Origin of the sequence: Shigella dysenteriae, from assembly GCF_022354085.1 — a bacterium.
GTDB classification, from domain to species: domain Bacteria; phylum Pseudomonadota; class Gammaproteobacteria; order Enterobacterales; family Enterobacteriaceae; genus Escherichia; species Escherichia coli.
In genome coordinates this window covers 2,749,364-2,771,804 of record NZ_CP055055.1, presented here as the reverse complement: position 1 = coordinate 2,771,804, position 22,441 = coordinate 2,749,364, and the positions used below count along the sequence as shown (strand labels likewise).

The 22,441-nt window shown below is 49.9% G+C and carries 24 protein-coding genes; 20 read left to right on the top strand and 4 right to left on the bottom strand.

Features of this window, described 5'->3' with window-relative positions; all coding sequences use genetic code 11:
- Positions 1 to 27: 27 nt before the first annotated feature.
- Positions 28 to 267 (top strand): YecH family metal-binding protein, encoded by a 240-nt coding sequence (locus HUZ68_RS13285; RefSeq protein WP_000377224.1) that lies wholly within the window; start codon positions 28 to 30, stop codon positions 265 to 267.
- Between the two features lie 36 nt (positions 268 to 303).
- Here the strand turns inward: HUZ68_RS13285 and ftnA are convergent, their stop codons facing one another.
- Both ftnA and HUZ68_RS13275 read right to left on the bottom strand, forming a co-directional pair.
- Positions 304 to 801 carry a non-heme ferritin gene (gene ftnA / locus HUZ68_RS13280; protein ID WP_000917208.1) on the bottom strand — a complete coding sequence of 166 codons (498 nt, stop codon included), beginning with the start codon at positions 799 to 801 and terminating at the stop codon, positions 304 to 306.
- A 170-nt stretch (positions 802 to 971) separates the two neighbouring features.
- Positions 972 to 1,295, bottom strand: coding sequence for a YecR-like family lipoprotein (locus tag HUZ68_RS13275; protein ID WP_021513096.1), 324 nt, complete (start codon positions 1,293 to 1,295; stop codon positions 972 to 974).
- A 262-nt stretch (positions 1,296 to 1,557) separates the two neighbouring features.
- Here HUZ68_RS13275 and azuC point away from each other — a divergent pair, with 262 nt between their 5' ends.
- Together azuC and yecJ are read left to right on the top strand one after the other, a co-directional pair.
- Positions 1,558 to 1,644 carry a stress response protein AzuC gene (gene azuC, locus HUZ68_RS13270; RefSeq protein ID WP_010723106.1) on the top strand — a complete coding sequence of 29 codons (87 nt, stop codon included), beginning with the start codon at positions 1,558 to 1,560 and terminating at the stop codon, positions 1,642 to 1,644.
- Positions 1,645 to 1,758: 114 nt separating this feature from the next.
- Positions 1,759 to 2,010, top strand: a complete 252-nt coding sequence (gene yecJ, locus HUZ68_RS13265; protein ID WP_000082127.1) for a DUF2766 family protein YecJ — start codon at positions 1,759 to 1,761, stop codon at positions 2,008 to 2,010.
- 78 nt (positions 2,011 to 2,088) lie between these two features.
- Here yecJ and HUZ68_RS13260 read toward each other — a convergent pair whose 3' ends face one another.
- Positions 2,089 to 2,592, bottom strand: a complete 504-nt coding sequence (locus HUZ68_RS13260; protein WP_000179469.1) for a non-heme ferritin-like protein — start codon at positions 2,590 to 2,592, stop codon at positions 2,089 to 2,091.
- 796 nt (positions 2,593 to 3,388) lie between these two features.
- Here HUZ68_RS13260 and araF point away from each other — a divergent pair.
- The 5 genes from araF to otsA all read left to right on the top strand — a co-directional run bounded on the left by araF (position 3,389) and on the right by otsA (position 9,329).
- Entirely contained in the window at positions 3,389 to 4,378 is a 990-nt protein-coding gene (gene araF, locus HUZ68_RS13255; RefSeq protein ID WP_000548680.1) for an arabinose ABC transporter substrate-binding protein AraF, read from the top strand.
- A gap of 69 nt (positions 4,379 to 4,447) precedes the next feature.
- Positions 4,448 to 5,962, top strand: coding sequence for an arabinose ABC transporter ATP-binding protein AraG (gene araG / locus HUZ68_RS13250; RefSeq protein WP_001187819.1), 1,515 nt, complete (start codon positions 4,448 to 4,450; stop codon positions 5,960 to 5,962).
- A 14-nt stretch (positions 5,963 to 5,976) separates the two neighbouring features.
- The gene (gene araH / locus HUZ68_RS13245) at positions 5,977 to 6,963 is read left to right on the top strand and encodes an arabinose ABC transporter permease AraH (RefSeq protein ID WP_000100203.1); all 987 of its coding nucleotides are present in this window, start codon (positions 5,977 to 5,979) and stop codon (positions 6,961 to 6,963) included.
- 166 nt (positions 6,964 to 7,129) lie between these two features.
- On the top strand, positions 7,130 to 7,930 hold the full coding sequence (otsB, locus tag HUZ68_RS13240) for a trehalose-phosphatase (protein ID WP_001302045.1): 801 nt from the start codon (positions 7,130 to 7,132) through the stop codon (positions 7,928 to 7,930).
- A complete protein-coding gene (otsA, locus tag HUZ68_RS13235) occupies positions 7,905 to 9,329 on the top strand; it encodes an alpha,alpha-trehalose-phosphate synthase (protein WP_001295646.1) in 1,425 nt (474 codons plus the stop codon). Before otsB ends, otsA begins: the two co-directional genes overlap by 26 nt.
- A gap of 6 nt (positions 9,330 to 9,335) precedes the next feature.
- On the opposite strand, the gene uspC is transcribed toward otsA, so the two are convergent.
- Complete coding sequence (uspC, locus tag HUZ68_RS13230; protein WP_239593894.1) at positions 9,336 to 9,764, bottom strand: universal stress protein UspC; 429 nt, start codon at positions 9,762 to 9,764, stop codon at positions 9,336 to 9,338.
- A 779-nt stretch (positions 9,765 to 10,543) separates the two neighbouring features.
- Between uspC and flhD the strand changes: the two genes are divergently transcribed.
- From flhD to cheZ, 12 genes are all read left to right on the top strand, one after another.
- Positions 10,544 to 10,894 carry a flagellar transcriptional regulator FlhD gene (flhD, locus tag HUZ68_RS13225; protein WP_001295647.1) on the top strand — a complete coding sequence of 117 codons (351 nt, stop codon included), beginning with the start codon at positions 10,544 to 10,546 and terminating at the stop codon, positions 10,892 to 10,894.
- Between the two features lie 2 nt (positions 10,895 to 10,896).
- Complete coding sequence (flhC, locus tag HUZ68_RS13220; protein ID WP_001291603.1) at positions 10,897 to 11,475, top strand: flagellar transcriptional regulator FlhC; 579 nt, start codon at positions 10,897 to 10,899, stop codon at positions 11,473 to 11,475.
- A 126-nt stretch (positions 11,476 to 11,601) separates the two neighbouring features.
- The gene (gene motA / locus HUZ68_RS13215) at positions 11,602 to 12,489 is read left to right on the top strand and encodes a flagellar motor stator protein MotA (protein ID WP_000906336.1); all 888 of its coding nucleotides are present in this window, start codon (positions 11,602 to 11,604) and stop codon (positions 12,487 to 12,489) included.
- Positions 12,486 to 13,412: a flagellar motor protein MotB gene (gene motB / locus HUZ68_RS13210; RefSeq protein WP_000795630.1), complete on the top strand. Its 927-nt coding sequence runs from the start codon at positions 12,486 to 12,488 to the stop codon at positions 13,410 to 13,412. The genes motA and motB overlap by 4 nt, the downstream gene beginning before the upstream one ends.
- 4 nt (positions 13,413 to 13,416) lie before the next feature.
- Positions 13,417 to 15,381 carry a chemotaxis protein CheA gene (gene cheA, locus HUZ68_RS13205; RefSeq protein ID WP_077778251.1) on the top strand — a complete coding sequence of 655 codons (1,965 nt, stop codon included), beginning with the start codon at positions 13,417 to 13,419 and terminating at the stop codon, positions 15,379 to 15,381.
- 20 nt (positions 15,382 to 15,401) lie between these two features.
- Positions 15,402 to 15,905, top strand: a complete 504-nt coding sequence (gene cheW, locus HUZ68_RS13200) for a chemotaxis protein CheW (RefSeq protein ID WP_000147302.1) — start codon at positions 15,402 to 15,404, stop codon at positions 15,903 to 15,905.
- 144 nt (positions 15,906 to 16,049) lie between these two features.
- Entirely contained in the window at positions 16,050 to 17,711 is a 1,662-nt protein-coding gene (tar, locus tag HUZ68_RS13195; protein WP_001313042.1) for a methyl-accepting chemotaxis protein II, read from the top strand.
- A gap of 45 nt (positions 17,712 to 17,756) precedes the next feature.
- Positions 17,757 to 19,358: a methyl-accepting chemotaxis protein IV gene (gene tap / locus HUZ68_RS13190; RefSeq protein ID WP_021513093.1), complete on the top strand. Its 1,602-nt coding sequence runs from the start codon at positions 17,757 to 17,759 to the stop codon at positions 19,356 to 19,358.
- Positions 19,359 to 19,376: 18 nt separating this feature from the next.
- Complete coding sequence (gene cheR, locus HUZ68_RS13185) at positions 19,377 to 20,237, top strand: protein-glutamate O-methyltransferase CheR (protein WP_021559268.1); 861 nt, start codon at positions 19,377 to 19,379, stop codon at positions 20,235 to 20,237.
- Between the two features lie 2 nt (positions 20,238 to 20,239).
- Entirely contained in the window at positions 20,240 to 21,289 is a 1,050-nt protein-coding gene (cheB, locus tag HUZ68_RS13180) for a protein-glutamate methylesterase/protein glutamine deamidase (protein ID WP_000036371.1), read from the top strand.
- Between the two features lie 14 nt (positions 21,290 to 21,303).
- Positions 21,304 to 21,693: a chemotaxis response regulator CheY gene (gene cheY / locus HUZ68_RS13175; RefSeq protein WP_000763867.1), complete on the top strand. Its 390-nt coding sequence runs from the start codon at positions 21,304 to 21,306 to the stop codon at positions 21,691 to 21,693.
- 10 nt (positions 21,694 to 21,703) lie between these two features.
- Positions 21,704 to 22,348 carry a protein phosphatase CheZ gene (cheZ, locus tag HUZ68_RS13170; protein ID WP_000983609.1) on the top strand — a complete coding sequence of 215 codons (645 nt, stop codon included), beginning with the start codon at positions 21,704 to 21,706 and terminating at the stop codon, positions 22,346 to 22,348.
- Positions 22,349 to 22,441: the final 93 nt, after the last annotated feature.

Here is a 22,441-nt window from a genome sequence, read left to right as displayed (position 1 = left end):
CGCTAGGCTTTTTTTTGAGGAGGAACGATGGACTCTATTCACGGTCATGAAGTGTTAAATATGATGATTGAATCAGGCGAGCAATATACGCATGCCAGTCTGGAAGCTGCGATTAAAGCGCGTTTTGGTGAACAGGCACGTTTTCACACTTGCTCGGCAGAAGGGATGACAGCGGGAGAGCTGGTAGCGTTTCTGGCAGCAAAAGGCAAATTTATACCTTCAGAAGAAGGTTTTTCGACCGATCAGAGTAAGATTTGCCGTCACTGATTTGAAACGGCGGCAGAAACCTGCCGCCGGAGAGCATTAGTTTTGTGTGTCGAGGGTAGAGAGTTCTTTGTCGATAAAATACAGACCTTCGCCGCTTTTGCCTGCCAGGCTTAATTTATCAATAATCGATTTGAACAGTTTCTCTTCTTCATGCTGCTCAGAAACATACCACTGCAGGAAATTAAATGTTGGGTAGTCCTGATTGGTCATTGCAGCATGAGCCAGTTCGTTAATTTTCTGGGTGATTAATTGTTCGTGTTTATAGGTTTCCTGGAATAATTCATCAAGTGAGGAATATTCAGCAAACGGAGATTCAACGGTATTAATACGCGGTAAATTGCCGGTATCAGTCAGGTAATCAAACAGACGCTGCATATGCGTCATCTCTTCCTGGGCGTGACGGCGCAGGAACGCGGCAGCACCTTCGAAGGTATGATAGCTGCACCAGGCGCTCATTTGCTGATAAAGCAGTGAAGAGTACAGTTCCAGGTTCATCTGCTCATTAAGTTTTTCAATCATTTCTGGTTTCAGCATGATAGTGCTCCACAAAGGTTATATTTGTTGCTGTGGCGTCACTATAATTTGTTATTTTATTATTTGCAAAAGGTAAAATATAAACTTCAATTATTAAAAATACGAATGGGAATAAAACGCATTACCGCTATTTCTTTAATCAGCGAAGATCCCCTCGCTGATTAAAATATTTAGAGAAAGACAGGGAAGGCGGAATGATGGCACTGATATGACAAAGTGAATTCCGTATTCAAACATAAGGAACCCGCAAAAAGGCTACAGTTGCCTACTGGCTGACCAAAGGGGATCGCGTGGGTATAGCCTTCCTGCTGGCATGCGCGATCGGCGATCCCGCGACTGACATAACGATCGGTATGGGCATGCTGCAAAAAAGCCTGGTCATAAGCCAACCGTACAATACCTGTTGCCGCGTCAACTTCGCTCACATGGGCCTGGCGAGTAACCGTACACCCCGCCAGCGTTATTAATGAAAGAGTCAGAATCAGAAGTCTCATGGTCCAGCCAGAAGAGTAAAAGAAAGCACTATTTTACGCGTTACAGCGCTGCGACAATGGCCGGAAAAGACGCCTGGCAGGCGCTATTTCTTGCCATCTGTAGGTGTCAGAAATGGGGTAGCTGCTTTTTGATTATCATTTTTATAACATTAAAGGGGTATTTATGTGATTTGTATCACATAAAGATTGATTTTTGTGATGGTTGTCATATTATAAGCGCAAAGACAATAACACCTGTATAACAAATGGTCGGAGTGCCGCGATGAAACTGCGCAAAATCCTGAAAAGTATGTTCAATAACTATTGCAAGACGTTCAAAGACGTACCGCCAGGCAATATGTTCCGATAACAAAAAACCTGCTCCGGCAGGTTTTTTTGTGTCCTGATGACGGTGGATGTGACTATCGCTGAAGATGTGAAGCCGCTACTATAACGGCTTTCAAAATGCTATCAGGAGTTTACGATGTCCCAGCCGCTGAATGCCGATCAGGAACTGGTTTCTGATGTGGTTGCTTGCCAGTTGGTTATCAAACAAATTCTGGATGTTCTCGATGTAATCGCGCCCGTTGAAGTTCGCGAAAAAATGTCCAGCCAGCTGAAGAATATCGACTTTACTAACCATCCCGCCGCCGCAGACCCGGTCACCATGCGGGCAATCCAAAAAGCCATCGCGCTGATTGAACTCAAGTTTACCCCACAAGGCGAATCCCATTAAAAAAACGCTGCTTCAAAAAGATGAGGCAGCGGTTTCTCAAAAACTTCATCGGCGCAATGCATTAGCGCCGATGTATGATCAATGCAGCTGATGCGACACGACATTCAGAACATGTTGGTCGGTCTGCACTGGGCACATACCAGCAAGTTTCGCACTGCGCACTTCATCAAGAATGGTTTGCAGCAACAGGCCATCATGCTGCTGTTCTTTTTCCAGATCGCGCAGGAAATTGACGGTTGAATCATCATTCAGTTCTTTCGCTTCATCGGCTAACTGTGCCAACGTACTAGAACGTTGCTCGTATTCTTCCATCGTTTTTTGGAACAGTTCTTCCAGAGAGTTCAGTTTTTCGCCGGGAACATCAATGGCTTTAACGATGGGGGTAGCGCCGACACTCTTCATAAAGTTAAACATGCGCATCATTTGGGTCACATTACTCTGTGCCTGGGCGCGAAGGAAAGTGGCGGTGCCGTTCAGACTCTGTTCAGAACACCAGTTACTCAGGTGAAGGTAGAGATTGGATGCGTAAAACTCGCGGTTCATTTGAGAGTTGAGTTTGAGAAGCATTCCAGCGGTTGCCATACCTAATATCCTTATATCCAGAAGTGGAGAGGTGCAAGATAAATCAAAACACCATAATTACTGTTTGCAGAATAATTCCTTTCTGCCGGTCCGAAATGTGATCGTGGAGTCAATTCTGACGATGATCTGAAATAAGAATAACGTCTGAACGAGTATAAGAAAATGCTTAAATCATCAAGTTTATATATTTTTACATTTCATTGATGAAATCAATGTAACTGCAATGAATTTTAATGATAGTGCTTTTTGTATCTTTTTGATATTAATCGATGAATTTGAATTCATGATGAAGTGATGATTTTATAAAACGTTTTTTCATTTTTGCGAGATGGCTCTCATTATACGTGTTCTGTTAATTAATGAGCACAGTGATAATTAATGGCGAAATGAATGACGCGCATTTTCCACATCTTTGAGTTGTGGTTATTACACCATTTCAAAAACTCAACGCCAGGTAATGCGGACTATTGACTGGTTAAAAAGAAGACATCCCGCATGGGTACCAAAGACAACAAGGATTTCCAGGCTAATCTTATGGATTAATCTGCTGTGCATTCGACAATTTGTCTGACAAATTGGCTTTCCCTTATGTCTTTTCCCGCTAAATTTATGCACGTTCTCACTGTAATTCTGCGATGTGATATTGCTCTCCTATGGAGAATTAATTTCTCGCTAAAACTATGTCAACACAGTCAATTATCTTTTAGTTAAAAGGTAATGCTTTGTTTTCCGATTAATTTAACGAATGTCATTCGTTTTTGCCCTACACAAAACGACACTAAAGCTGGAGAGAACCATGCACAAATTTACTAAAGCCCTGGCAGCCATTGGTCTGGCAGCCGTTATGTCACAATCCGCTATGGCGGAGAACCTGAAGCTCGGTTTCCTGGTGAAGCAACCGGAAGAGCCGTGGTTCCAGACCGAATGGAAGTTTGCCGATAAAGCCGGGAAGGATTTAGGGTTTGAGGTTATTAAGATTGCCGTGCCGGATGGCGAAAAAACATTGAACGCGATCGACAGCCTGGCAGCCAGTGGCGCAAAAGGTTTCGTTATTTGTACTCCGGACCCCAAACTCGGCTCTGCCATCGTGGCGAAAGCGCGTGGCTACGATATGAAAGTCATTGCCGTGGATGACCAGTTTGTTAACGCCAAAGGTAAGCCAATGGATACCGTTCCTCTGGTGATGATGGCGGCGACCAAAATTGGCGAACGTCAGGGCCAGGAACTGTATAAAGAGATGCAGAAACGTGGCTGGGATGTCAAAGAAAGCGCGGTGATGGCGATTACCTCCAACGAACTGGATACGGCTCGTCGCCGTACTACGGGTTCTATGGATGCGCTGAAAGCGGCAGGATTCCCGGAAAAACAAATTTATCAGGTACCTACCAAATCTAACGACATCCCCGGGGCATTTGACGCTGCCAACTCAATGCTGGTTCAACATCCGGAAGTTAAACATTGGCTGATCGTCGGTATGAACGACAGCACCGTGCTGGGCGGCGTACGCGCGACGGAAGGTCAGGGCTTTAAAGCGGCCGATATCATCGGTATCGGTATTAACGGTGTGGATGCGGTGAGCGAACTGTCTAAGGCACAGGCAACCGGCTTCTACGGTTCCCTGTTGCCAAGCCCGGACGTACATGGTTATAAGTCCAGCGAAATGCTTTACAACTGGGTAGCAAAAGGTGTTGAACCGACCAAATTCACCGAAGTTACCGACGTGGTGCTGATCACGCGTGACAACTTTAAAGAAGAACTGGAGAAAAAAGGTTTAGGCGGTAAGTAATTTGCCGGAAAAATTCCCCTCTGCATGATGCAGAGGGGGTGTGAACGACCAGTGATTCACGGAGACGTTATGCAACAGTCTACCCCGTATCTCTCATTTCGCGGCATCGGTAAAACGTTTCCCGGCGTTAAGGCGCTGACGGATATTAGTTTTGACTGCTATGCCGGTCAGGTTCATGCGTTGATGGGTGAAAATGGCGCAGGAAAATCAACTCTCTTAAAAATCCTCAGCGGCAACTATGCGCCAACCACGGGTTCTGTAGTGATTAATGGGCAGGAAATGTCCTTTTCCGACACGACCGCAGCACTTAACGCGGGTGTGGCGATTATTTACCAGGAACTGCATCTCGTGCCGGAAATGACCGTCGCGGAAAACATCTATCTCGGCCAGCTGCCGCATAAAGGCGGTATTGTGAATCGCTCATTGCTGAATTATGAGGCGGGTTTACAACTTAAACATCTTGGTATGGATATTGACCCGGACACGCCGCTGAAATATCTCTCCATTGGTCAGTGGCAGATGGTTGAAATCGCCAAGGCGCTGGCGCGTAACGCTAAAATTATCGCCTTTGATGAGCCAACCAGCTCCCTTTCTGCCCGCGAAATCGACAATCTTTTCCGCGTTATTCGTGAACTGCGAAAAGAGGGGCGGGTGATCTTATACGTTTCTCACCGTATGGAAGAAATATTTGCCCTCAGCGATGCCATCACTGTCTTTAAAGATGGACGTTATGTCAAAACCTTTACCGATATGCAGCAGGTTGACCACGACGCGCTGGTGCAGGCGATGGTCGGGCGCGACATTGGCGATATCTACGGCTGGCAACCGCGTAGTTATGGCGAGGAGCGCCTGCGTCTTGATGCTGTGAAAGCACCAGGCGTGCGTACGCCAATAAGTCTGGCGGTTCGCAGTGGTGAAATTGTTGGGCTGTTTGGTCTGGTAGGGGCGGGGCGTAGCGAATTAATGAAAGGCATGTTTGGCGGGACGCAAATCACCGCCGGTCAGGTTTATATCGACCAACAGCCGATCGATATTCGTAAACCGAGCCACGCCATTGCCGCAGGCATGATGCTCTGCCCGGAAGATCGCAAAGCGGAAGGCATTATTCCCGTGCACTCCGTTCGCGACAATATCAACATCAGTGCCAGACGTAAACATGTGCTCGGCGGTTGTGTAATCAACAACGGTTGGGAAGAAAACAATGCCGATCACCACATTCGTTCGCTCAACATCAAAACGCCGGGCGCGGAGCAACTGATCATGAATCTCTCAGGCGGAAATCAGCAAAAAGCCATTCTGGGCCGCTGGTTATCGGAAGAGATGAAGGTCATTTTGCTGGATGAACCTACGCGCGGCATTGATGTTGGTGCTAAGCACGAAATATATAACGTAATTTATGCGCTGGCGGCGCAGGGTGTGGCGGTGCTGTTTGCCTCCAGCGACTTACCTGAAGTCCTCGGCGTTGCCGACCGGATTGTGGTGATGCGGGAAGGTGAAATCGCCGGTGAATTGTTACACGAGCAGGCAGATGAGCGTCAGGCACTGAGCCTTGCGATGCCTAAAGTCAGCCAGGCAGTTGCCTGAGTAAGGAGAGTATGATGTCTTCTGTTTCTACATCGGGTTCTGGCGCACCTAAGTCGTCATTCAGCTTCGGGCGTATCTGGGATCAGTACGGCATGCTGGTGGTGTTTGCGGTGCTTTTTATCGCCTGTGCCATTTTTGTCCCGAACTTTGCCACCTTCATTAATATGAAAGGGTTGGGCCTGGCAATTTCCATGTCGGGGATGGTGGCTTGTGGCATGTTGTTCTGCCTTGCTTCCGGTGACTTTGACCTTTCTGTCGCCTCCGTAATTGCCTGTGCGGGTGTCACCACGGCGGTGGTTATCAACCTGACTGAAAGCCTGTGGATTGGCGTGGCAGCGGGGTTGCTGCTTGGCATTCTCTGTGGCCTGGTCAATGGCTTTGTTATCGCCAAACTGAAAATAAATGCTCTGATCACGACACTGGCAACGATGCAGATTGTTCGAGGTCTGGCGTACATCATTTCAGACGGTAAAGCGGTCGGTATCGAAGATGAAAGCTTCTTTGCCCTTGGTTACGCTAACTGGTTCGGTCTGCCTGCGCCAATCTGGCTCACCGTCGCGTGTCTGATTATCTTTGGTTTGCTGCTGAATAAAACCACCTTTGGTCGTAATACCCTGGCGATTGGCGGGAACGAAGAGGCTGCGCGTCTGGCGGGTGTACCGGTTGTTCGCACCAAAATTATTATCTTTGTTCTCTCTGGCCTGGTATCTGCGATAGCCGGAATTATTCTCGCTTCACGTATGACCAGTGGGCAGCCAATGACGTCGATTGGTTATGAGCTTATTGTTATCTCCGCCTGCGTTTTAGGTGGCGTTTCTCTGAAAGGCGGCATCGGAAAAATCTCATATGTGGTGGCGGGTATCTTAATTTTAGGCACCGTGGAGAACGCCATGAACCTGCTTAATATTTCTCCTTTCGCGCAGTACGTGGTTCGCGGCTTAATCCTGCTGGCAGCGGTGATCTTCGACCGTTACAAGCAAAAAGCGAAACGCACTGTCTGATGCTTTTTTCCACAACAATTTAACGTTTTTTCCCACCACAGCCAGCCGCCACAACGGTTGGCTGTTCTTCGTTGCAAATGGCGACCCCCGTCACACTGTCTATACTTACATGTCTGTAAAGCGCGTTCTGCGCAACACAATAAGAAAAGAGAAGGAGGAGAACCGGGTGACAGAACCGTTAACCGAAACCCCTGAACTATCCGCGAAATATGCCTGGTTTTTTGATCTCGATGGAACGCTGGCGGAAATCAAACCGCATCCCGATCAGGTCGTCGTACCTGACAATATTCTGCAAGGACTTCAGCTACTGGCAACCGCAAGTGATGGTGCATTGGCATTGATATCAGGGCGCTCAATGGTGGAGCTGGACGCACTGGCAAAACCTTATCGCTTCCCGTTAGCGGGCGTGCATGGGGCGGAGCGCCGTGACATCAATGGTAAAACGCATATCGTTCATCTGCCGGATGCGATTGCACGTGATATTAACGTGCAACTGCATACGGTCATCGCACAGTATCCCGGTGCGGAGCTGGAGACGAAAGGGATGGCTTTTGCGCTGCATTATCGTCAGGCTCCGCAGCATGAAGACGCATTAATGACATTAGCGCAACGTATTACTCAGATCTGGCCACAAATGGCGTTACAGCAGGGAAAGTGTGTTGTCGAGATCAAACCGAGAGGTACCAGTAAAGGTGAGGCGATTGCTGCCTTTATGCAGGAAGCTCCCTTTATCGGGCGAACGCCCGTATTTCTGGGCGATGATTTAACCGATGAATCTGGTTTCGCAGTCGTTAACCGACTGGGCGGAATGTCAGTAAAAATTGGCACAGGCGCAACTCAGGCATCATGGCGACTGGCGGGCGTACCGGATGTCTGGAGCTGGCTTGAAATGATAACCACCGCATTACAACAAAAAAGAGAAAATAACAGGAGTGATGACTATGAGTCGTTTAGTCGTAGTATCTAACCGGATTGCACCACCAGATGAGCACGCCGCCAGTGCCGGTGGCCTTGCCGTTGGCATACTGGGGGCACTGAAAGCCGCAGGCGGACTGTGGTTTGGCTGGAGTGGTGAAACAGGGAATGAGGATCAGCCGCTAAAAAAGGTGAAAAAGGGTAACATTACGTGGGCCTCTTTTAACCTCAGCGAACAGGACCTTGACGAATACTACAACCAATTCTCCAATGCCGTTCTCTGGCCTGCTTTTCATTATCGCCTCGATCTGGTGCAATTTCAGCGTCCTGCCTGGGACGGCTATCTACGCGTAAATGCGTTGCTGGCAGATAAATTACTGCCGCTGTTGCAAGACGATGACATTATCTGGATCCACGATTATCACCTGTTGCCATTTGCGCATGAATTACGCAAACGGGGAGTGAATAATCGCATTGGTTTCTTTCTGCATATTCCTTTCCCGACACCGGAAATCTTCAACGCGCTGCCGACATATGACACCTTGCTTGAACAGCTTTGTGATTATGATTTGCTGGGTTTCCAGACAGAAAACGATCGTCTGGCGTTCCTGGATTGCCTTTCTAACCTGACCCGCGTCACGACACGTAGCGCAAAAAGCCATACAGCCTGGGGCAAAGCGTTTCGAACAGAAGTTTACCCGATTGGCATTGAGCCAAAAGAAATAGCCAAACAGGCTGCCGGGCCACTGCCGCCAAAACTGGCGCAACTTAAAGCGGAACTGAAAAACGTACAAAATATCTTTTCTGTCGAACGGCTGGATTATTCCAAAGGTTTGCCAGAGCGTTTTCTCGCCTATGAAGCGTTGCTGGAAAAATATCCGCAGCATCATGGTAAAATTCGTTATACCCAGATTGCACCAACGTCGCGTGGTGATGTGCAAGCCTATCAGGATATTCGTCATCAGCTCGAAAATGAAGCTGGACGAATTAATGGTAAATACGGGCAATTAGGCTGGACGCCTCTTTATTATTTGAATCAGCATTTTGACCGTAAATTACTGATGAAAATATTCCGCTACTCTGACGTGGGCTTAGTGACGCCACTGCGTGACGGGATGAACCTGGTGGCAAAAGAGTATGTTGCCGCTCAGGACCCAGCCAATCCGGGCGTTCTTGTTCTTTCGCAATTTGCGGGAGCGGCAAACGAGTTAACGTCGGCGTTAATTGTTAACCCCTACGATCGTGACGAAGTTGCAGCTGCGCTGGATCGTGCATTGACTATGTCGCTGGCGGAACGAATTTCCCGTCATGCAGAAATGCTGGACGTTATCGTGAAAAACGATATTAACCACTGGCAGGAGTGCTTCATTAGCGACCTAAAGCAGATAGTTCCGCGAAGCGCGGAAAGCCAGCAGCGCGATAAAGTTGCTACCTTTCCTAAGCTTGCGTAGGAGCGGTTAATCTCCCGTAAGTGGAACTAACAGCACATCGACCTCACTTGAGGCAATCACTCTTTTCGCCGAGCAGGATGCTCGCGAAAAGAAACTGTGATTGTGATTACCGCAAATCACCAAATCGAAATGATATTTGCGACAAACTTCCAGAATATGTTCGCTTAACTCACCGTAGGCAATAAACCTCTTGTCAACGGGATACCCCGCATCCTGAATTAACTTATCAAGAAAGCTTTGCGTTTCTTCCTGCATCACGCTGCGTAAATCTTCAAGCATCGGCGCAGCTAATTGATTGTACATTTCCGGGTCGGAAGCGAGAGTAATTAAACTGATGTGTCCCTTTACTGGCCTGGCGATAGATACCGCTTTTGCCAGCAGTTGCTGACTTTCCGGTGTAACCGCAACAGCGACAAGAATATTGCTATAGCTCATAACCTGTTCCTTATTCTGTGAACTTCAGGTGACATTAAAGCTTTACTCCTAATGGAGAAACGACGCAATCCCAACTCAGTCAAACAGGTAAATATTAGTCTGATTATTAGTAAAGACAATTAATCAATCACTCTCGGTGATCATATGATTTCAACTGTAATTATAAGAAAATAATGTACTGATTCCCCGCATTAAACAAGTGGTTAATATATGCAAAACATTTTATTAACATTAAGTTGATTGTTGCCTTTCTTTGTATTTAATTAGTTTGTTGTGCGGTAAGTGTCTGTTTAAAAATAGCTTATCTGGTATTGCATGAAAGTGATTATTTATAGCAGATGATTATTTACGGTGAGTTATTTTAACTGTGCGCAACATCCCATTTCGATTATTCCTGTTTCATTTTTGCTTGCTAGCGTAGCGAAAAACTTTTTAACAGATTGAAATACACCCAAAACAAAAGTATGACTTATACATTTATGTTAAGTAATTGAGTGTTTTGTGTGATCTGCATCACACATTATTGAAAATCGCAGCCCCCCTCCGTTGTATGTGCGTGTAGTGACGAGTACAGTTGCGTCGATTTAGGAAAAATCTTAGATAAGTGTAAAGACCCCCTTCTATTTGTAAGGACTTATTAAACCAAAAAGGTGGCTCTGCTTATTGCAGCTTATCGCAACTATTCTAATGCTAATTATTTTTTACCGGGGCTTCCCGGCGACATCACGGGGTGCGGTGAAACCGCATAAAAATAAAGTTGGTTATTCTGGGTGGGAATAATGCATACCTCCGAGTTGCTGAAACACATTTATGACATCAACTTGTCATATTTACTACTTGCACAGCGTCTGATTGTTCAGGACAAAGCGTCCGCTATGTTTCGTCTCGGCATAAATGAAGAAATGGCGACAACATTAGCGGCACTGACTCTTCCGCAAATGGTTAAGCTGGCAGAAACCAATCAGCTGGTTTGTCACTTCCGTTTTGACAGCCACCAGACGATTACTCAGTTGACGCAAGATTCCCGCGTTGACGATCTCCAGCAAATTCATACCGGCATCATGCTCTCAACACGCTTGCTGAATGATGTTAATCAGCCTGAAGAAGCGCTGCGCAAGAAAAGGGCCTGATCATGAGTGAAAAAAGCATTGTTCAGGAAGCGCGGGATATTCAGCTGGCAATGGAATTGATCACCCTGGGCGCTCGTTTGCAGATGCTGGAAAGCGAAACACAGTTAAGTCGCGGACGCCTGATAAAACTTTATAAAGAACTGCGCGGAAGCCCACCGCCGAAAGGCATGCTGCCATTCTCAACCGACTGGTTTATGACCTGGGAACAAAACGTTCATGCTTCGATGTTCTGTAATGCATGGCAGTTTTTACTGAAAACCGGTTTGTGTAATGGCGTCGATGCGGTGATCAAAGCCTACCGTTTATACCTTGAACAGTGCCCGCAAGCAGAAGAAGGACCGCTGCTGGCATTAACCCGTGCCTGGACATTGGTGCGGTTTGTTGAAAGTGGATTACTGCAACTTTCCAGCTGCAACTGCTGCGGCGGCAATTTTATTACCCACGCTCACCAGCCTGTTGGCAGCTTTGCCTGCAGCTTATGTCAACCGCCATCCCGGGCAGTAAAAAGACGTAAACTTTCCCAGAATCCTGCCGATATTATCCCACAACTGCTGGATGAACAGAGAGTACAGGCTGTTTAACTGATACGATGTGGCGCAACATTCCAGCAGCGGTAACGACGTACCGCTGCTTTTTTTTGCCCCAATCGCGCGTTAACGCCTGACGACTGAACATCCTGTCATGGTCAACAGTGGAAGGATGATGTCGTGCTTATCTTATTAGGTTACCTGGTTGTTCTCGGTACAGTTTTCGGCGGTTATTTGATGACCGGTGGAAGCCTTGGAGCACTCTATCAACCCGCTGAACTGGTGATTATTGCCGGTGCAGGGATTGGGTCGTTTATCGTCGGCAATAATGGCAAAGCGATTAAAGGCACGCTGAAGGCGCTGCCGTTGCTGTTTCGTCGCTCCAAATACACCAAAGCAATGTATATGGATCTGCTGGCTCTGCTTTATCGGTTGATGGCGAAATCGCGGCAGATGGGGATGTTTTCGCTGGAACGTGATATTGAAAATCCCCGTGAGAGCGAGATCTTCGCCAGCTACCCACGCATCCTCGCGGATAGCGTCATGCTTGATTTTATCGTCGATTATCTGCGCCTGATTATCAGCGGTCACATGAACACCTTCGAAATCGAAGCCCTGATGGATGAAGAGATTGAGACGCACGAAAGCGAGGCAGAAGTCCCGGCGAACAGTCTGGCGCTGGTCGGGGACTCACTTCCGGCGTTTGGTATTGTCGCGGCTGTAATGGGGGTCGTTCACGCGTTAGGTTCAGCCGATCGTCCTGCCGCCGAGCTGGGGGCGCTTATCGCACATGCGATGGTGGGGACTTTCCTCGGCATTTTATTGGCTTACGGATTTATTTCCCCATTAGCGAGTGTTTTACGTCAGAAAAGCGCCGAAACCAGCAAAATGATGCAGTGCGTCAAAGTCACACTGCTTTCTAATCTGAACGGTTACGCACCGCCTATCGCCGTTGAGTTTGGTCGCAAAACGCTCTATTCCAGCGAACGTCCGTCGTTTATTGAACTGGAAGAGCATGTGCGTGCGGTGAAAAATCCGCAACAACAGACGACAACCGAGGAAGCATGAAGAATCAAGCGCATCCGATTATTGTCGTCAAACGACGCAAAGCCAAAAGCCACGGGGCAGCACATGGATCGTGGAAGATTGCTTATGCCGACTTTATGACCGCGATGATGGCCTTTTTTCTGGTGATGTGGCTGATCTCCATCTCCAGCCCAAAAGAGTTGATTCAGATTGCGGAGTACTTCCGGACTCCACTGGCGACTGCGGTTACGGGCGGCGATCGCATTTCTAATAGTGAAAGCCCAATTCCCGGCGGTGGTGATGATTACACCCAAAGCCAGGGGGAAGTGAATAAGCAGCCGAACATCGAAGAGTTGAAAAAACGCATGGAGCAAAGTCGATTGCGGAAATTGCGGGGTGATCTCGACCAGTTGATAGAGTCCGATCCGAAACTGCGGGCGTTGCGTCCACATCTCAAAATCGATCTGGTCCAGGAAGGTCTACGTATTCAGATCATCGATAGCCAGAATCGCCCGATGTTTAGAACCGGCAGTGCCGATGTCGAACCCTATATGCGCGACATTCTGCGCGCCATCGCGCCTGTACTGAACGGTATTCCCAACCGTATTAGCCTTTCAGGTCATACCGATGATTTTCCCTACGCCAGCGGTGAGAAAGGTTACAGCAACTGGGAGCTTTCTGCCGATCGGGCCAATGCATCCCGCCGCGAACTGATGGTCGGCGGGTTGGATAGCGGCAAAGTGTTACGTGTCGTCGGCATGGCGGCAACGATGCGCTTAAGCGATCGCGGACCTGATGATGCCGTCAACCGTCGCATCAGCCTGCTGGTACTGAACAAACAAGCCGAACAGGCCATTTTGCATGAAAACGCCGAAAGCCAGAATGAGCCAGTAAGCGCCCTGGAAAAACCTGAGGTTGCACCACAGGTCAGTGTTCCCACAATGCCATCAGCCGAACCGAGGTGACAGCGTGAGCATGGATATAAGCGATTTTTATCAGACATTTTTTGACGAAGCGGACGAACTGTTGGCTGATATGGAGCAGCATCTGCTGGTTTTGCAGCCGGAAGCGCCAGATGCCGAACAATTGAATGCCATCTTTCGGGCTGCCCACTCGATCAAAGGAGGGGCAGGAACTTTTGGCTTCGGCGTTTTGCAGGAAACCACGCATCTGATGGAAAACCTGCTCGATGAAGCCAGACGAGGTGAGATGCAACTCAACACCGACATTATCAATCTGTTTTTGGAAACGAAGGACATCATGCAAGAACAGCTCGACGCTTATAAACAGTCGCAAGAGCCGGATGCCGCCAGCTTCGATTATATCTGCCAGGCCTTGCGTCAACTGGCATTAGAAGCGAAAGGCGAAACGCCATCCGCAGTGACCCGATTAAGTGTGGTTGCCAAAAGTGAACCGCAAGATGAGCAGAGTCGCAGTCAGTTGCCGCGACGAATTATCCTTTCGCGCCTGAAGGCCGGCGAAGTCGACCTGCTGGAAGAAGAGCTGGGGCATCTGACAACGTTAACTGACGTGGTGAAAGGGGCGGATTCTCTCTCGGCAATATTACCGGGCGATATCGCCGAAGATGACATCACAGCGGTACTCTGTTTTGTGATTGAAGCCGATCAGATTACCTTTGAAACAGTAGAAGTATCGCCAAAAATATCCACCCCACCAGTGCTTAAACTGGCAGCCGAACAAGCGCCAACCGGTCGCGTGGAGCGGGAAAAAACGACGCGCAGCAGTGAATCCACCAGCATCCGTGTAGCGGTAGAAAAGGTTGATCAATTAATTAACCTCGTCGGCGAGCTGGTTATCACCCAGTCCATGCTTGCCCAGCGTTCCAGCGAACTGGACCCGGTTAATCATGGTGATTTGATTACCAGCATGGGGCAGTTACAACGTAACGCCCGTGATTTGCAGGAATCAGTGATGTCGATTCGCATGATGCCGATGGAATATGTCTTTAGTCGCTATCCCCGGCTGGTGCGTGATCTGGCGGGAAAACTCGGCAAGCAGGTAGAACTGACGCTGGTGGGCAGTTCCACCGAGCTCGACAAGAGCCTGATAGAACGCATTATCGACCCGCTGACCCACCTGGTACGCAATAGCCTCGATCACGGTATTGAACTGCCAGAAAAACGGCTCGCCGCAGGTAAAAACAGCGTCGGAAATTTAATTCTGTCTGCCGAACATCAGGGCGGCAACATTTGCATTGAAGTGACCGACGATGGGGCGGGGCTAAACCGTGAGCGAATTCTGGCAAAAGCGGCCTCGCAAGGTTTGACTGTCAGCGAAAACATGAGCGACGACGAAGTCGCGATGCTGATATTTGCACCAGGCTTCTCCACGGCAGAGCAGGTCACCGACGTCTCCGGGCGCGGCGTCGGCATGGACGTCGTTAAACGTAATATCCAGGAGATGGGCGGTCATGTCGAAATCCAGTCGAAGCAGGGTACTGGCACTACGATCCGCATTTTACTGCCGCTGACGCTGGCCATCCTCGACGGCATGTCCGTACGCGTAGCGGATGAAGTTTTCATTCTGCCGCTGAATGCTGTTATGGAATCACTGCAACCCCGTGAAGCCGATCTCCATCCACTGGCCGGCGGCGAGCGGGTGCTGGAAGTGCGGGGTGAATATCTGCCCATCGTCGAACTGTGGAAAGTGTTCAACGTCGCGGACGCGAAAACCGAAGCCACCCAGGGAATTGTGGTGATCTTACAAAGTGGCGGTCGCCGCTACGCCTTGCTGGTGGATCAATTAATTGGTCAACACCAGGTTGTGGTTAAAAACCTTGAAAGTAACTATCGCAAAGTCCCCGGCATTTCTGCTGCGACCATTCTTGGCGACGGCAGCGTGGCACTGATTGTTGATGTCTCCGCCTTGCAGGCGATAAACCGCGAACAACGTATGGCGAACACCGCCGCCTGAATGAGTAAAAAGGTAACAATATGACCGGTATGACGAATGTAACAAAGCTGGCCAGCGAGCCGTCAGGCCAGGAATTTCTGGTATTTACCCTTGGTGATGAAGAGTACGGTATTGATATCCTGAAAGTGCAGGAGATCCGTGGCTACGATCAGGTAACACGGATTGCGAACACGCCAGCGTTTATCAAAGGCGTCACGAATCTGCGCGGCGTTATTGTGCCGATTGTTGACTTACGAATTAAGTTCAGCCAGGTGGATGTGGACTATAACGACAACACGGTAGTTATCGTCCTGAATCTCGGACAGCGGGTGGTCGGCATCGTGGTTGACGGCGTTTCAGATGTGCTTTCATTGACGGCGGAGCAAATTCGTCCGGCACCGGAATTTGCCGTGACGCTTTCAACAGAATATCTCACTGGACTGGGCGCACTGGGCGACCGGATGTTGATTCTGGTGAACATCGAAAAACTGCTGAACAGCGAAGAGATGGCGCTGTTAGATAGCGCGGCGTCAGAAGTGGCGTAATTCTCCCGATTTCCTCAATTGAAATGAACCCGATGATCTGCGCATCGGGTTTTTTATTTCAATTTCGCGGCGGGTGGCATCAGCAATAAAGTTTCCCCCTTCCTTGCCGATAACGAGATCAACTTGTTTTCAGGAAGGTGCCTTATGATTAACCGTATCCGCGTAGTCACGCTGTTGGTAATGGTGCTGGGGGTATTCGCACTGTTACAGCTTATTTCCGGCAGTCTGTTTTTTTCTTCCCTTCACCATAGCCAGAAGAGCTTTGTGGTTTCCAATCAATTACGGGAACAGCAGGGCGAGCTGACGTCAACCTGGGATTTAATGCTGCAAACGCGCATTAACCTGAGTCGTTCAGCGGTGCGGATGATGATGGATTCCTCCAATCAACAAAGTAATGCCAAAGTTGAATTGCTCGATAGCGCCAGGAAAACATTGGCCCAGGCCGCGACTCATTATAAAAAATTCAAAAGCATGGCACCGTTACCTGAAATGGTCGCTACCAGTCGTAATATTGATGAAAAATATAAAAACTATCACACAGCGTTAACTGAGCTGATTGATTATCTTGATTATGGCAATACTGGAGCTTATTTCGCTCAGCCAACCCAGGGAATGCAAAATGCAATGGGCGAAGCGTTTGCTCAGTACGCCCTCAGCAGTGAAAAACTGTATCGCGATATCGTCACTGACAACGCAGATGATTACCGATTTGCCCAGTGGCAACTGGCGGTTATCGCGCTGGTGGTGGTATTGATTCTGCTGGTAGCGTGGTACGGCATTCGCCGTATGTTGCTTACACCGCTGGCAAAAATTATTGCTCACATTCGCGAAATCGCCGGTGGTAACCTGGCGAATACCCTGACCATTGACGGGCGCAGTGAAATGGGCGACCTGGCGCAGAGCGTTTCACATATGCAACGCTCTTTGACTGACACCGTCACTCATGTCCGCGAAGGTTCAGATGCCATCTATGCCGGTACCCGTGAAATTGCGGCGGGCAACACCGATCTTTCCTCCCGTACTGAACAGCAGGCATCCGCGCTGGAAGAAACTGCCGCCAGCATGGAGCAGCTCACCGCGACAGTGAAGCAAAACGCCGATAACGCCCGCCAGGCCTCGCAACTGGCGCAAAGTGCCTCCGACACCGCCCAGCACGGCGGCAAAGTGGTGGATGGCGTAGTGAAAACGATGCATGAGATCGCCGATAGTTCGAAGAAAATTGCCGACATTATCAGCGTTATCGACGGTATTGCCTTCCAGACTAATATCCTCGCGCTGAATGCCGCGGTTGAAGCCGCGCGAGCGGGTGAACAGGGCCGTGGTTTTGCCGTGGTGGCGGGCGAAGTGCGTAATCTTGCCAGTCGTAGCGCCCAGGCGGCAAAAGAGATCAAAGCTCTCATTGAAGACTCCGTCTCGCGCGTTGATACCGGTTCGGTGCTGGTCGAAAGCGCCGGGGAAACAATGAACAATATCGTCAATGCTGTCACTCGCGTGACTGACATTATGGGCGAGATTGCATCGGCATCGGATGAACAGAGCCGTGGCATCGATCAAGTCGCATTGGCGGTTTCGGAAATGGATCGCGTCACGCAACAGAACGCATCGCTGGTGCAGGAATCAGCTGCCGCTGCAGCTGCGCTGGAAGAACAGGCTAGTCGTTTAACGCAAGCGGTTTCCGCGTTTCGTCTGGCAGCCAGCCCACTCACCAATAAACCGCAAACACCATCCCGTCCTGCCAGTGAGCAACCACCGGCACAGCCACGACTGCGAATTGCTGAACAAGATCCAAACTGGGAAACATTTTGACGAGTATTTACTAACGCGGTCATTGCCGCCTGATGGGGAGCGTTGATGTTTAATCGTATTCGAATTTCGACCACGCTGTTTTTAATTTTGATTCTCTGCGGGATCTTGCAGATTGGCAGTAACGGCATGTCTTTTTGGGCATTTCGCGACGATTTGCAACGACTGAATCAGGTCGAGCAGAGCAATCAGCAACGTGCGGCATTAGCGCAAACTCGGGCGGTAATGTTACAGGCCAGTACCGCGCTGAACAAAGCAGGCACTCTGACAGCGCTTAGCTATCCGGCGGATGACATTAAAACGTTGATGACGACGGCGCGCGCCAGTCTGACGCAATCCACCACGCTGTTTAAAAGTTTTATGGCGATGACTGCGGGCAACGAGCACGTCAGGGTATTGCAAAAAGAGACGGAGAAAAGTTTTGCCCGCTGGCACAACGATCTCGAACATCAGGCGACCTGGCTTGAAAGTAATCAACTTTCGGATTTCCTCACTGCGCCGGTGCAGGGATCACAGAATGCGTTTGACGTTAACTTTGAGGCCTGGCAGCTGGAGATCAACCATGTGCTGGAAGCCGCCAGTGCGCAAAGCCAGCGTAACTATCAGATTTCGGCGCTGGTGTTTATCAGCATGATTATTGTTGCGGCGATCTACATCAGCAGTGCGCTGTGGTGGACGCGCAAGATGATTGTTCAACCACTGGCCATTATCGGTAGCCATTTTGACAGCATTGCTGCGGGTAATCTGGCGCGTCCGATTGCGGTATATGGTCGTAATGAGATCACCGCCATTTTTGCCAGCCTGAAGACCATGCAGCAGGCTTTGCGTGGGACGGTGAGTGATGTGCGTAAGGGAAGCCAGGAGATGCACATTGGGATCGCGGAGATTGTCGCAGGCAATAACGATCTCTCAAGTCGTACCGAACAGCAGGCGGCATCGCTGGCACAAACGGCCGCCAGTATGGAGCAATTAACCGCCACGGTAGGGCAAAACGCCGATAACGCACGACAGGCGTCGGAACTGGCAAAAAATGCCGCGACAACGGCGCAGGCGGGCGGTGTTCAGGTCAGTACCATGACTCACACCATGCAGGAGATCGCCACCAGCTCGCAAAAAATTGGCGACATTATCAGCGTTATCGACGGAATTGCTTTCCAGACTAATATTCTGGCCCTGAATGCGGCAGTGGAAGCGGCTCGCGCCGGAGAGCAGGGGCGTGGTTTTGCGGTAGTGGCAGGTGAAGTGCGCAATCTTGCCAGCCGTAGCGCGCAGGCAGCAAAAGAGATCAAAGGGCTGATCGAAGAGTCAGTCAATCGTGTCCAGCAGGGTTCGAAACTGGTGAATAACGCCGCCGCGACCATGACCGATATTGTCAGTTCGGTGACCCGCGTGAACGACATTATGGGAGAAATTGCTTCGGCGTCGGAAGAACAACGGCGGGGGATTGAGCAGGTTGCACAGGCTGTCAGCCAGATGGATCAGGTGACTCAGCAGAACGCCTCGCTGGTAGAAGAAGCGGCGGTGGCAACGGAACAACTGGCGAATCAGGCCGACCATCTTTCGTCGCGTGTGGCGGTATTTACCCTTGAAGAACATGAAGTAGCACGACATGAGTCGGCGCAGTTACAAATTGCGCCAGTGGTATCCTGAAGTGATTGAGAAGGCGCTATGACTTCATCTCTGCCCTGTGGGCAAACGTCTTTATTGTTACAGATGACCGAGCGCCTGGCGCTTTCCGACGCGCATTTTCGGCGGATAAGTCAATTGATCTATCAACGAGCCGGGATCGTTCTGGCTGACCATAAACGCGACATGGTTTACAACCGACTGGTTCGTCGTTTGCGTTCGCTGGGACTGACGGATTTCGGTCATTATCTGAACTTGCTGGAATCTAATCAGCACAGCGGTGAGTGGCAGGCGTTTATCAATTCGCTGACCACGAATCTGACGGCATTTTTCCGTGAGGCACATCATTTCCCTCTGCTCGCGGATCACGCACGTCGCCGTTCTGGCGAGTATCGCGTATGGAGCGCGGCGGCTTCGACCGGCGAAGAGCCGTACAGCATTGCGATGACGCTGGCTGACACATTGGGCACCGCGCCCGGACGCTGGAAAGTGTTTGCCAGTGATATCGACACCGAAGTGCTGGAAAAAGCCAGAAGCGGTATCTATCGCCATGAAGAGTTGAAAAACCTGACGCCGCAGCAACTGCAACGGTATTTCATGCGAGGGACGGGACCGCATGAAGGGCTGGTACGCGTGCGTCAGGAGCTGGCGAACTATGTTGATTTTGCCCCGCTGAATTTACTGGCGAAACAGTACACCGTGCCGGGGCCGTTTGATGCGATCTTCTGTCGTAACGTCATGATCTACTTCGATCAAACTACCCAGCAGGAGATTTTGCGCCGCTTTGTTCCGCTCCTTAAATCCGACGGATTGCTGTTTGCGGGTCACTCTGAAAACTTTAGCCACCTTGAGCGCCGCTTCACGCTGCGTGGTCAGACGGTGTATGCGCTAAGTAAGGATTAACGATGAGCAAAATCAGGGTGTTATCTGTCGATGATTCGGCACTGATGCGCCAGATCATGACAGAAATCATCAACAGCCATAGCGACATGGAAATGGTGGCGACCGCCCCTGATCCGCTGGTTGCGCGTGATTTGATTAAGAAATTCAATCCCGATGTATTGACGCTGGATGTTGAAATGCCGCGGATGGACGGACTGGATTTCCTCGAAAAATTAATGCGTTTGCGTCCAATGCCCGTAGTGATGGTTTCTTCCCTGACCGGCAAAGGGTCAGAAGTTACGCTGCGCGCGCTGGAGCTGGGGGCGATAGATTTTGTCACCAAACCGCAACTGGGTATTCGCGAAGGTATGCTGGCGTATAGCGAAATGATTGCTGAAAAGGTGCGTACGGCAGCAAAGGCGAGCCTTGCAGCACATAAGCCATTGTCGGCACCGACAACGCTGAAGGCGGGGCCGTTGCTGAGTTCTGAAAAACTGATTGCGATTGGTGCTTCAACGGGTGGAACTGAGGCAATTCGTCACGTACTGCAACCGTTGCCGCTTTCCAGCCCGGCACTGTTAATTACCCAGCATATGCCGCCCGGTTTCACCCGCTCTTTTGCCGACAGACTTAATAAGCTTTGCCAGATCGGGGTTAAAGAAGCCGAAGACGGAGAACGTGTCTTGCCGGGGCATGCCTATATCGCGCCGGGCGATCGGCATATGGAGCTGGCGCGTAGTGGCGCAAATTATCAAATCAAAATTCACGATGGCCCGGCGGTTAACCGTCATCGGCCTTCGGTAGATGTGTTGTTCCATTCTGTCGCCAAACAGGCGGGGCGTAATGCGGTTGGGGTGATCCTGACCGGTATGGGCAACGACGGCGCGGCAGGAATGTTGGCGATGCGTCAGGCGGGGGCATGGACCCTTGCGCAAAACGAAGCAAGTTGCGTGGTGTTCGGCATGCCGCGCGAGGCCATCAATATGGGTGGTGTCTGCGAAGTGGTCGATCTTAGCCAGGTAAGCCAACAAATGTTGGCAAAAATTAGTGCCGGACAGGCGATACGTATTTAAATCAGGAGTGTGAAATGGCGGATAAAGAACTTAAATTTTTGGTTGTGGATGACTTTTCCACCATGCGACGCATAGTGCGTAACCTGCTGAAAGAGCTGGGATTCAATAATGTTGAGGAAGCGGAAGATGGCGTCGACGCTCTCAATAAGTTGCAGGCAGGCGGTTATGGATTTGTTATCTCCGACTGGAACATGCCCAATATGGATGGCCTGGAGTTGCTGAAAACGATTCGTGCAGATGGCGCGATGTCGGCATTGCCAGTGTTAATGGTGACTGCAGAAGCGAAGAAAGAGAACATCATTGCTGCGGCGCAAGCGGGGGCCAGTGGCTATGTGGTGAAGCCATTTACCGCCGCGACGCTGGAGGAAAAACTCAACAAAATCTTTGAGAAACTGGGCATGTGAGGATGCGACTATGATGCAACCATCAATCAAACCTGCTGACGAGCATTCAGCTGGCGATATCATTGCGCGCATCGGCAGCCTGACGCGTATGCTGCGCGACAGTTTGCGGGAACTGGGGCTGGATCAGGCCATTGCCGAAGCGGCGGAAGCCATCCCGGATGCGCGCGATCGTTTGTACTATGTTGTGCAGATGACCGCCCAGGCTGCGGAGCGGGCGCTGAACAGTGTTGAGGCGTCACAACCGCATCAGGATCAAATGGAGAAATCAGCAAAAGCGTTAACCCAACGTTGGGATGACTGGTTTGCCGATCCGATTGACCTTGCCGACGCCCGTGAACTGGTAACAGATACACGACAATTTCTGGCAGATGTACCCGCGCATACCAGCTTTACTAACGCGCAACTGCTGGAAATCATGATGGCGCAGGATTTTCAGGATCTCACCGGACAGGTTATTAAGCGGATGATGGATGTCATTCAGGAGATCGAACGCCAGTTGCTGATGGTGCTGTTGGAAAACATCCCGGAACAGGAGTCGCGTCCAAAACGTGAAAACCAGAGTTTGCTTAATGGACCTCAGGTCGATACCAGCAAAGCCGGTGTGGTAGCCAGTCAGGATCAGGTGGACGATTTGTTGGATAGTCTTGGATTTTGATTTGTATTGCCTGATGTGGCGTGACCACGTCATATCAGGCGGTCTGATAAGGCGATGACGCCGCATCCGACAAACGCACACTATGCTTGATGT

Bases quoted from the DNA above. Each gene is read 5' to 3' on its own strand.
- HUZ68_RS13285 (WP_000377224.1), top strand. From the start codon at position 28: ATGGACTCTATTCACGGTCATGAAGTGTTAAATATGATGATTGAATCA.
- ftnA (WP_000917208.1), bottom strand. From the start codon at position 801: ATGCTGAAACCAGAAATGATTGAAAAACTTAATGAGCAGATGAACCTG.
- HUZ68_RS13275 (WP_021513096.1), bottom strand. From the start codon at position 1,295: ATGAGACTTCTGATTCTGACTCTTTCATTAATAACGCTGGCGGGGTGT.
- azuC (WP_010723106.1), top strand. From the start codon at position 1,558: ATGAAACTGCGCAAAATCCTGAAAAGTATGTTCAATAACTATTGCAAG.
- yecJ (WP_000082127.1), top strand. From the start codon at position 1,759: ATGTCCCAGCCGCTGAATGCCGATCAGGAACTGGTTTCTGATGTGGTT.
- HUZ68_RS13260 (WP_000179469.1), bottom strand. From the start codon at position 2,592: ATGGCAACCGCTGGAATGCTTCTCAAACTCAACTCTCAAATGAACCGC.
- araF (WP_000548680.1), top strand. From the start codon at position 3,389: ATGCACAAATTTACTAAAGCCCTGGCAGCCATTGGTCTGGCAGCCGTT.
- araG (WP_001187819.1), top strand. From the start codon at position 4,448: ATGCAACAGTCTACCCCGTATCTCTCATTTCGCGGCATCGGTAAAACG.
- araH (WP_000100203.1), top strand. From the start codon at position 5,977: ATGTCTTCTGTTTCTACATCGGGTTCTGGCGCACCTAAGTCGTCATTC.
- otsA (WP_001295646.1), top strand. From the start codon at position 7,905: ATGAGTCGTTTAGTCGTAGTATCTAACCGGATTGCACCACCAGATGAG.
- uspC (WP_239593894.1), bottom strand. From the start codon at position 9,764: ATGAGCTATAGCAATATTCTTGTCGCTGTTGCGGTTACACCGGAAAGT.
- flhD (WP_001295647.1), top strand. From the start codon at position 10,544: ATGCATACCTCCGAGTTGCTGAAACACATTTATGACATCAACTTGTCA.
- flhC (WP_001291603.1), top strand. From the start codon at position 10,897: ATGAGTGAAAAAAGCATTGTTCAGGAAGCGCGGGATATTCAGCTGGCA.
- motB (WP_000795630.1), top strand. From the start codon at position 12,486: ATGAAGAATCAAGCGCATCCGATTATTGTCGTCAAACGACGCAAAGCC.
- cheW (WP_000147302.1), top strand. From the start codon at position 15,402: ATGACCGGTATGACGAATGTAACAAAGCTGGCCAGCGAGCCGTCAGGC.
- tar (WP_001313042.1), top strand. From the start codon at position 16,050: ATGATTAACCGTATCCGCGTAGTCACGCTGTTGGTAATGGTGCTGGGG.
- tap (WP_021513093.1), top strand. From the start codon at position 17,757: ATGTTTAATCGTATTCGAATTTCGACCACGCTGTTTTTAATTTTGATT.
- cheR (WP_021559268.1), top strand. From the start codon at position 19,377: ATGACTTCATCTCTGCCCTGTGGGCAAACGTCTTTATTGTTACAGATG.
- cheB (WP_000036371.1), top strand. From the start codon at position 20,240: ATGAGCAAAATCAGGGTGTTATCTGTCGATGATTCGGCACTGATGCGC.
- cheY (WP_000763867.1), top strand. From the start codon at position 21,304: ATGGCGGATAAAGAACTTAAATTTTTGGTTGTGGATGACTTTTCCACC.
- cheZ (WP_000983609.1), top strand. From the start codon at position 21,704: ATGATGCAACCATCAATCAAACCTGCTGACGAGCATTCAGCTGGCGAT.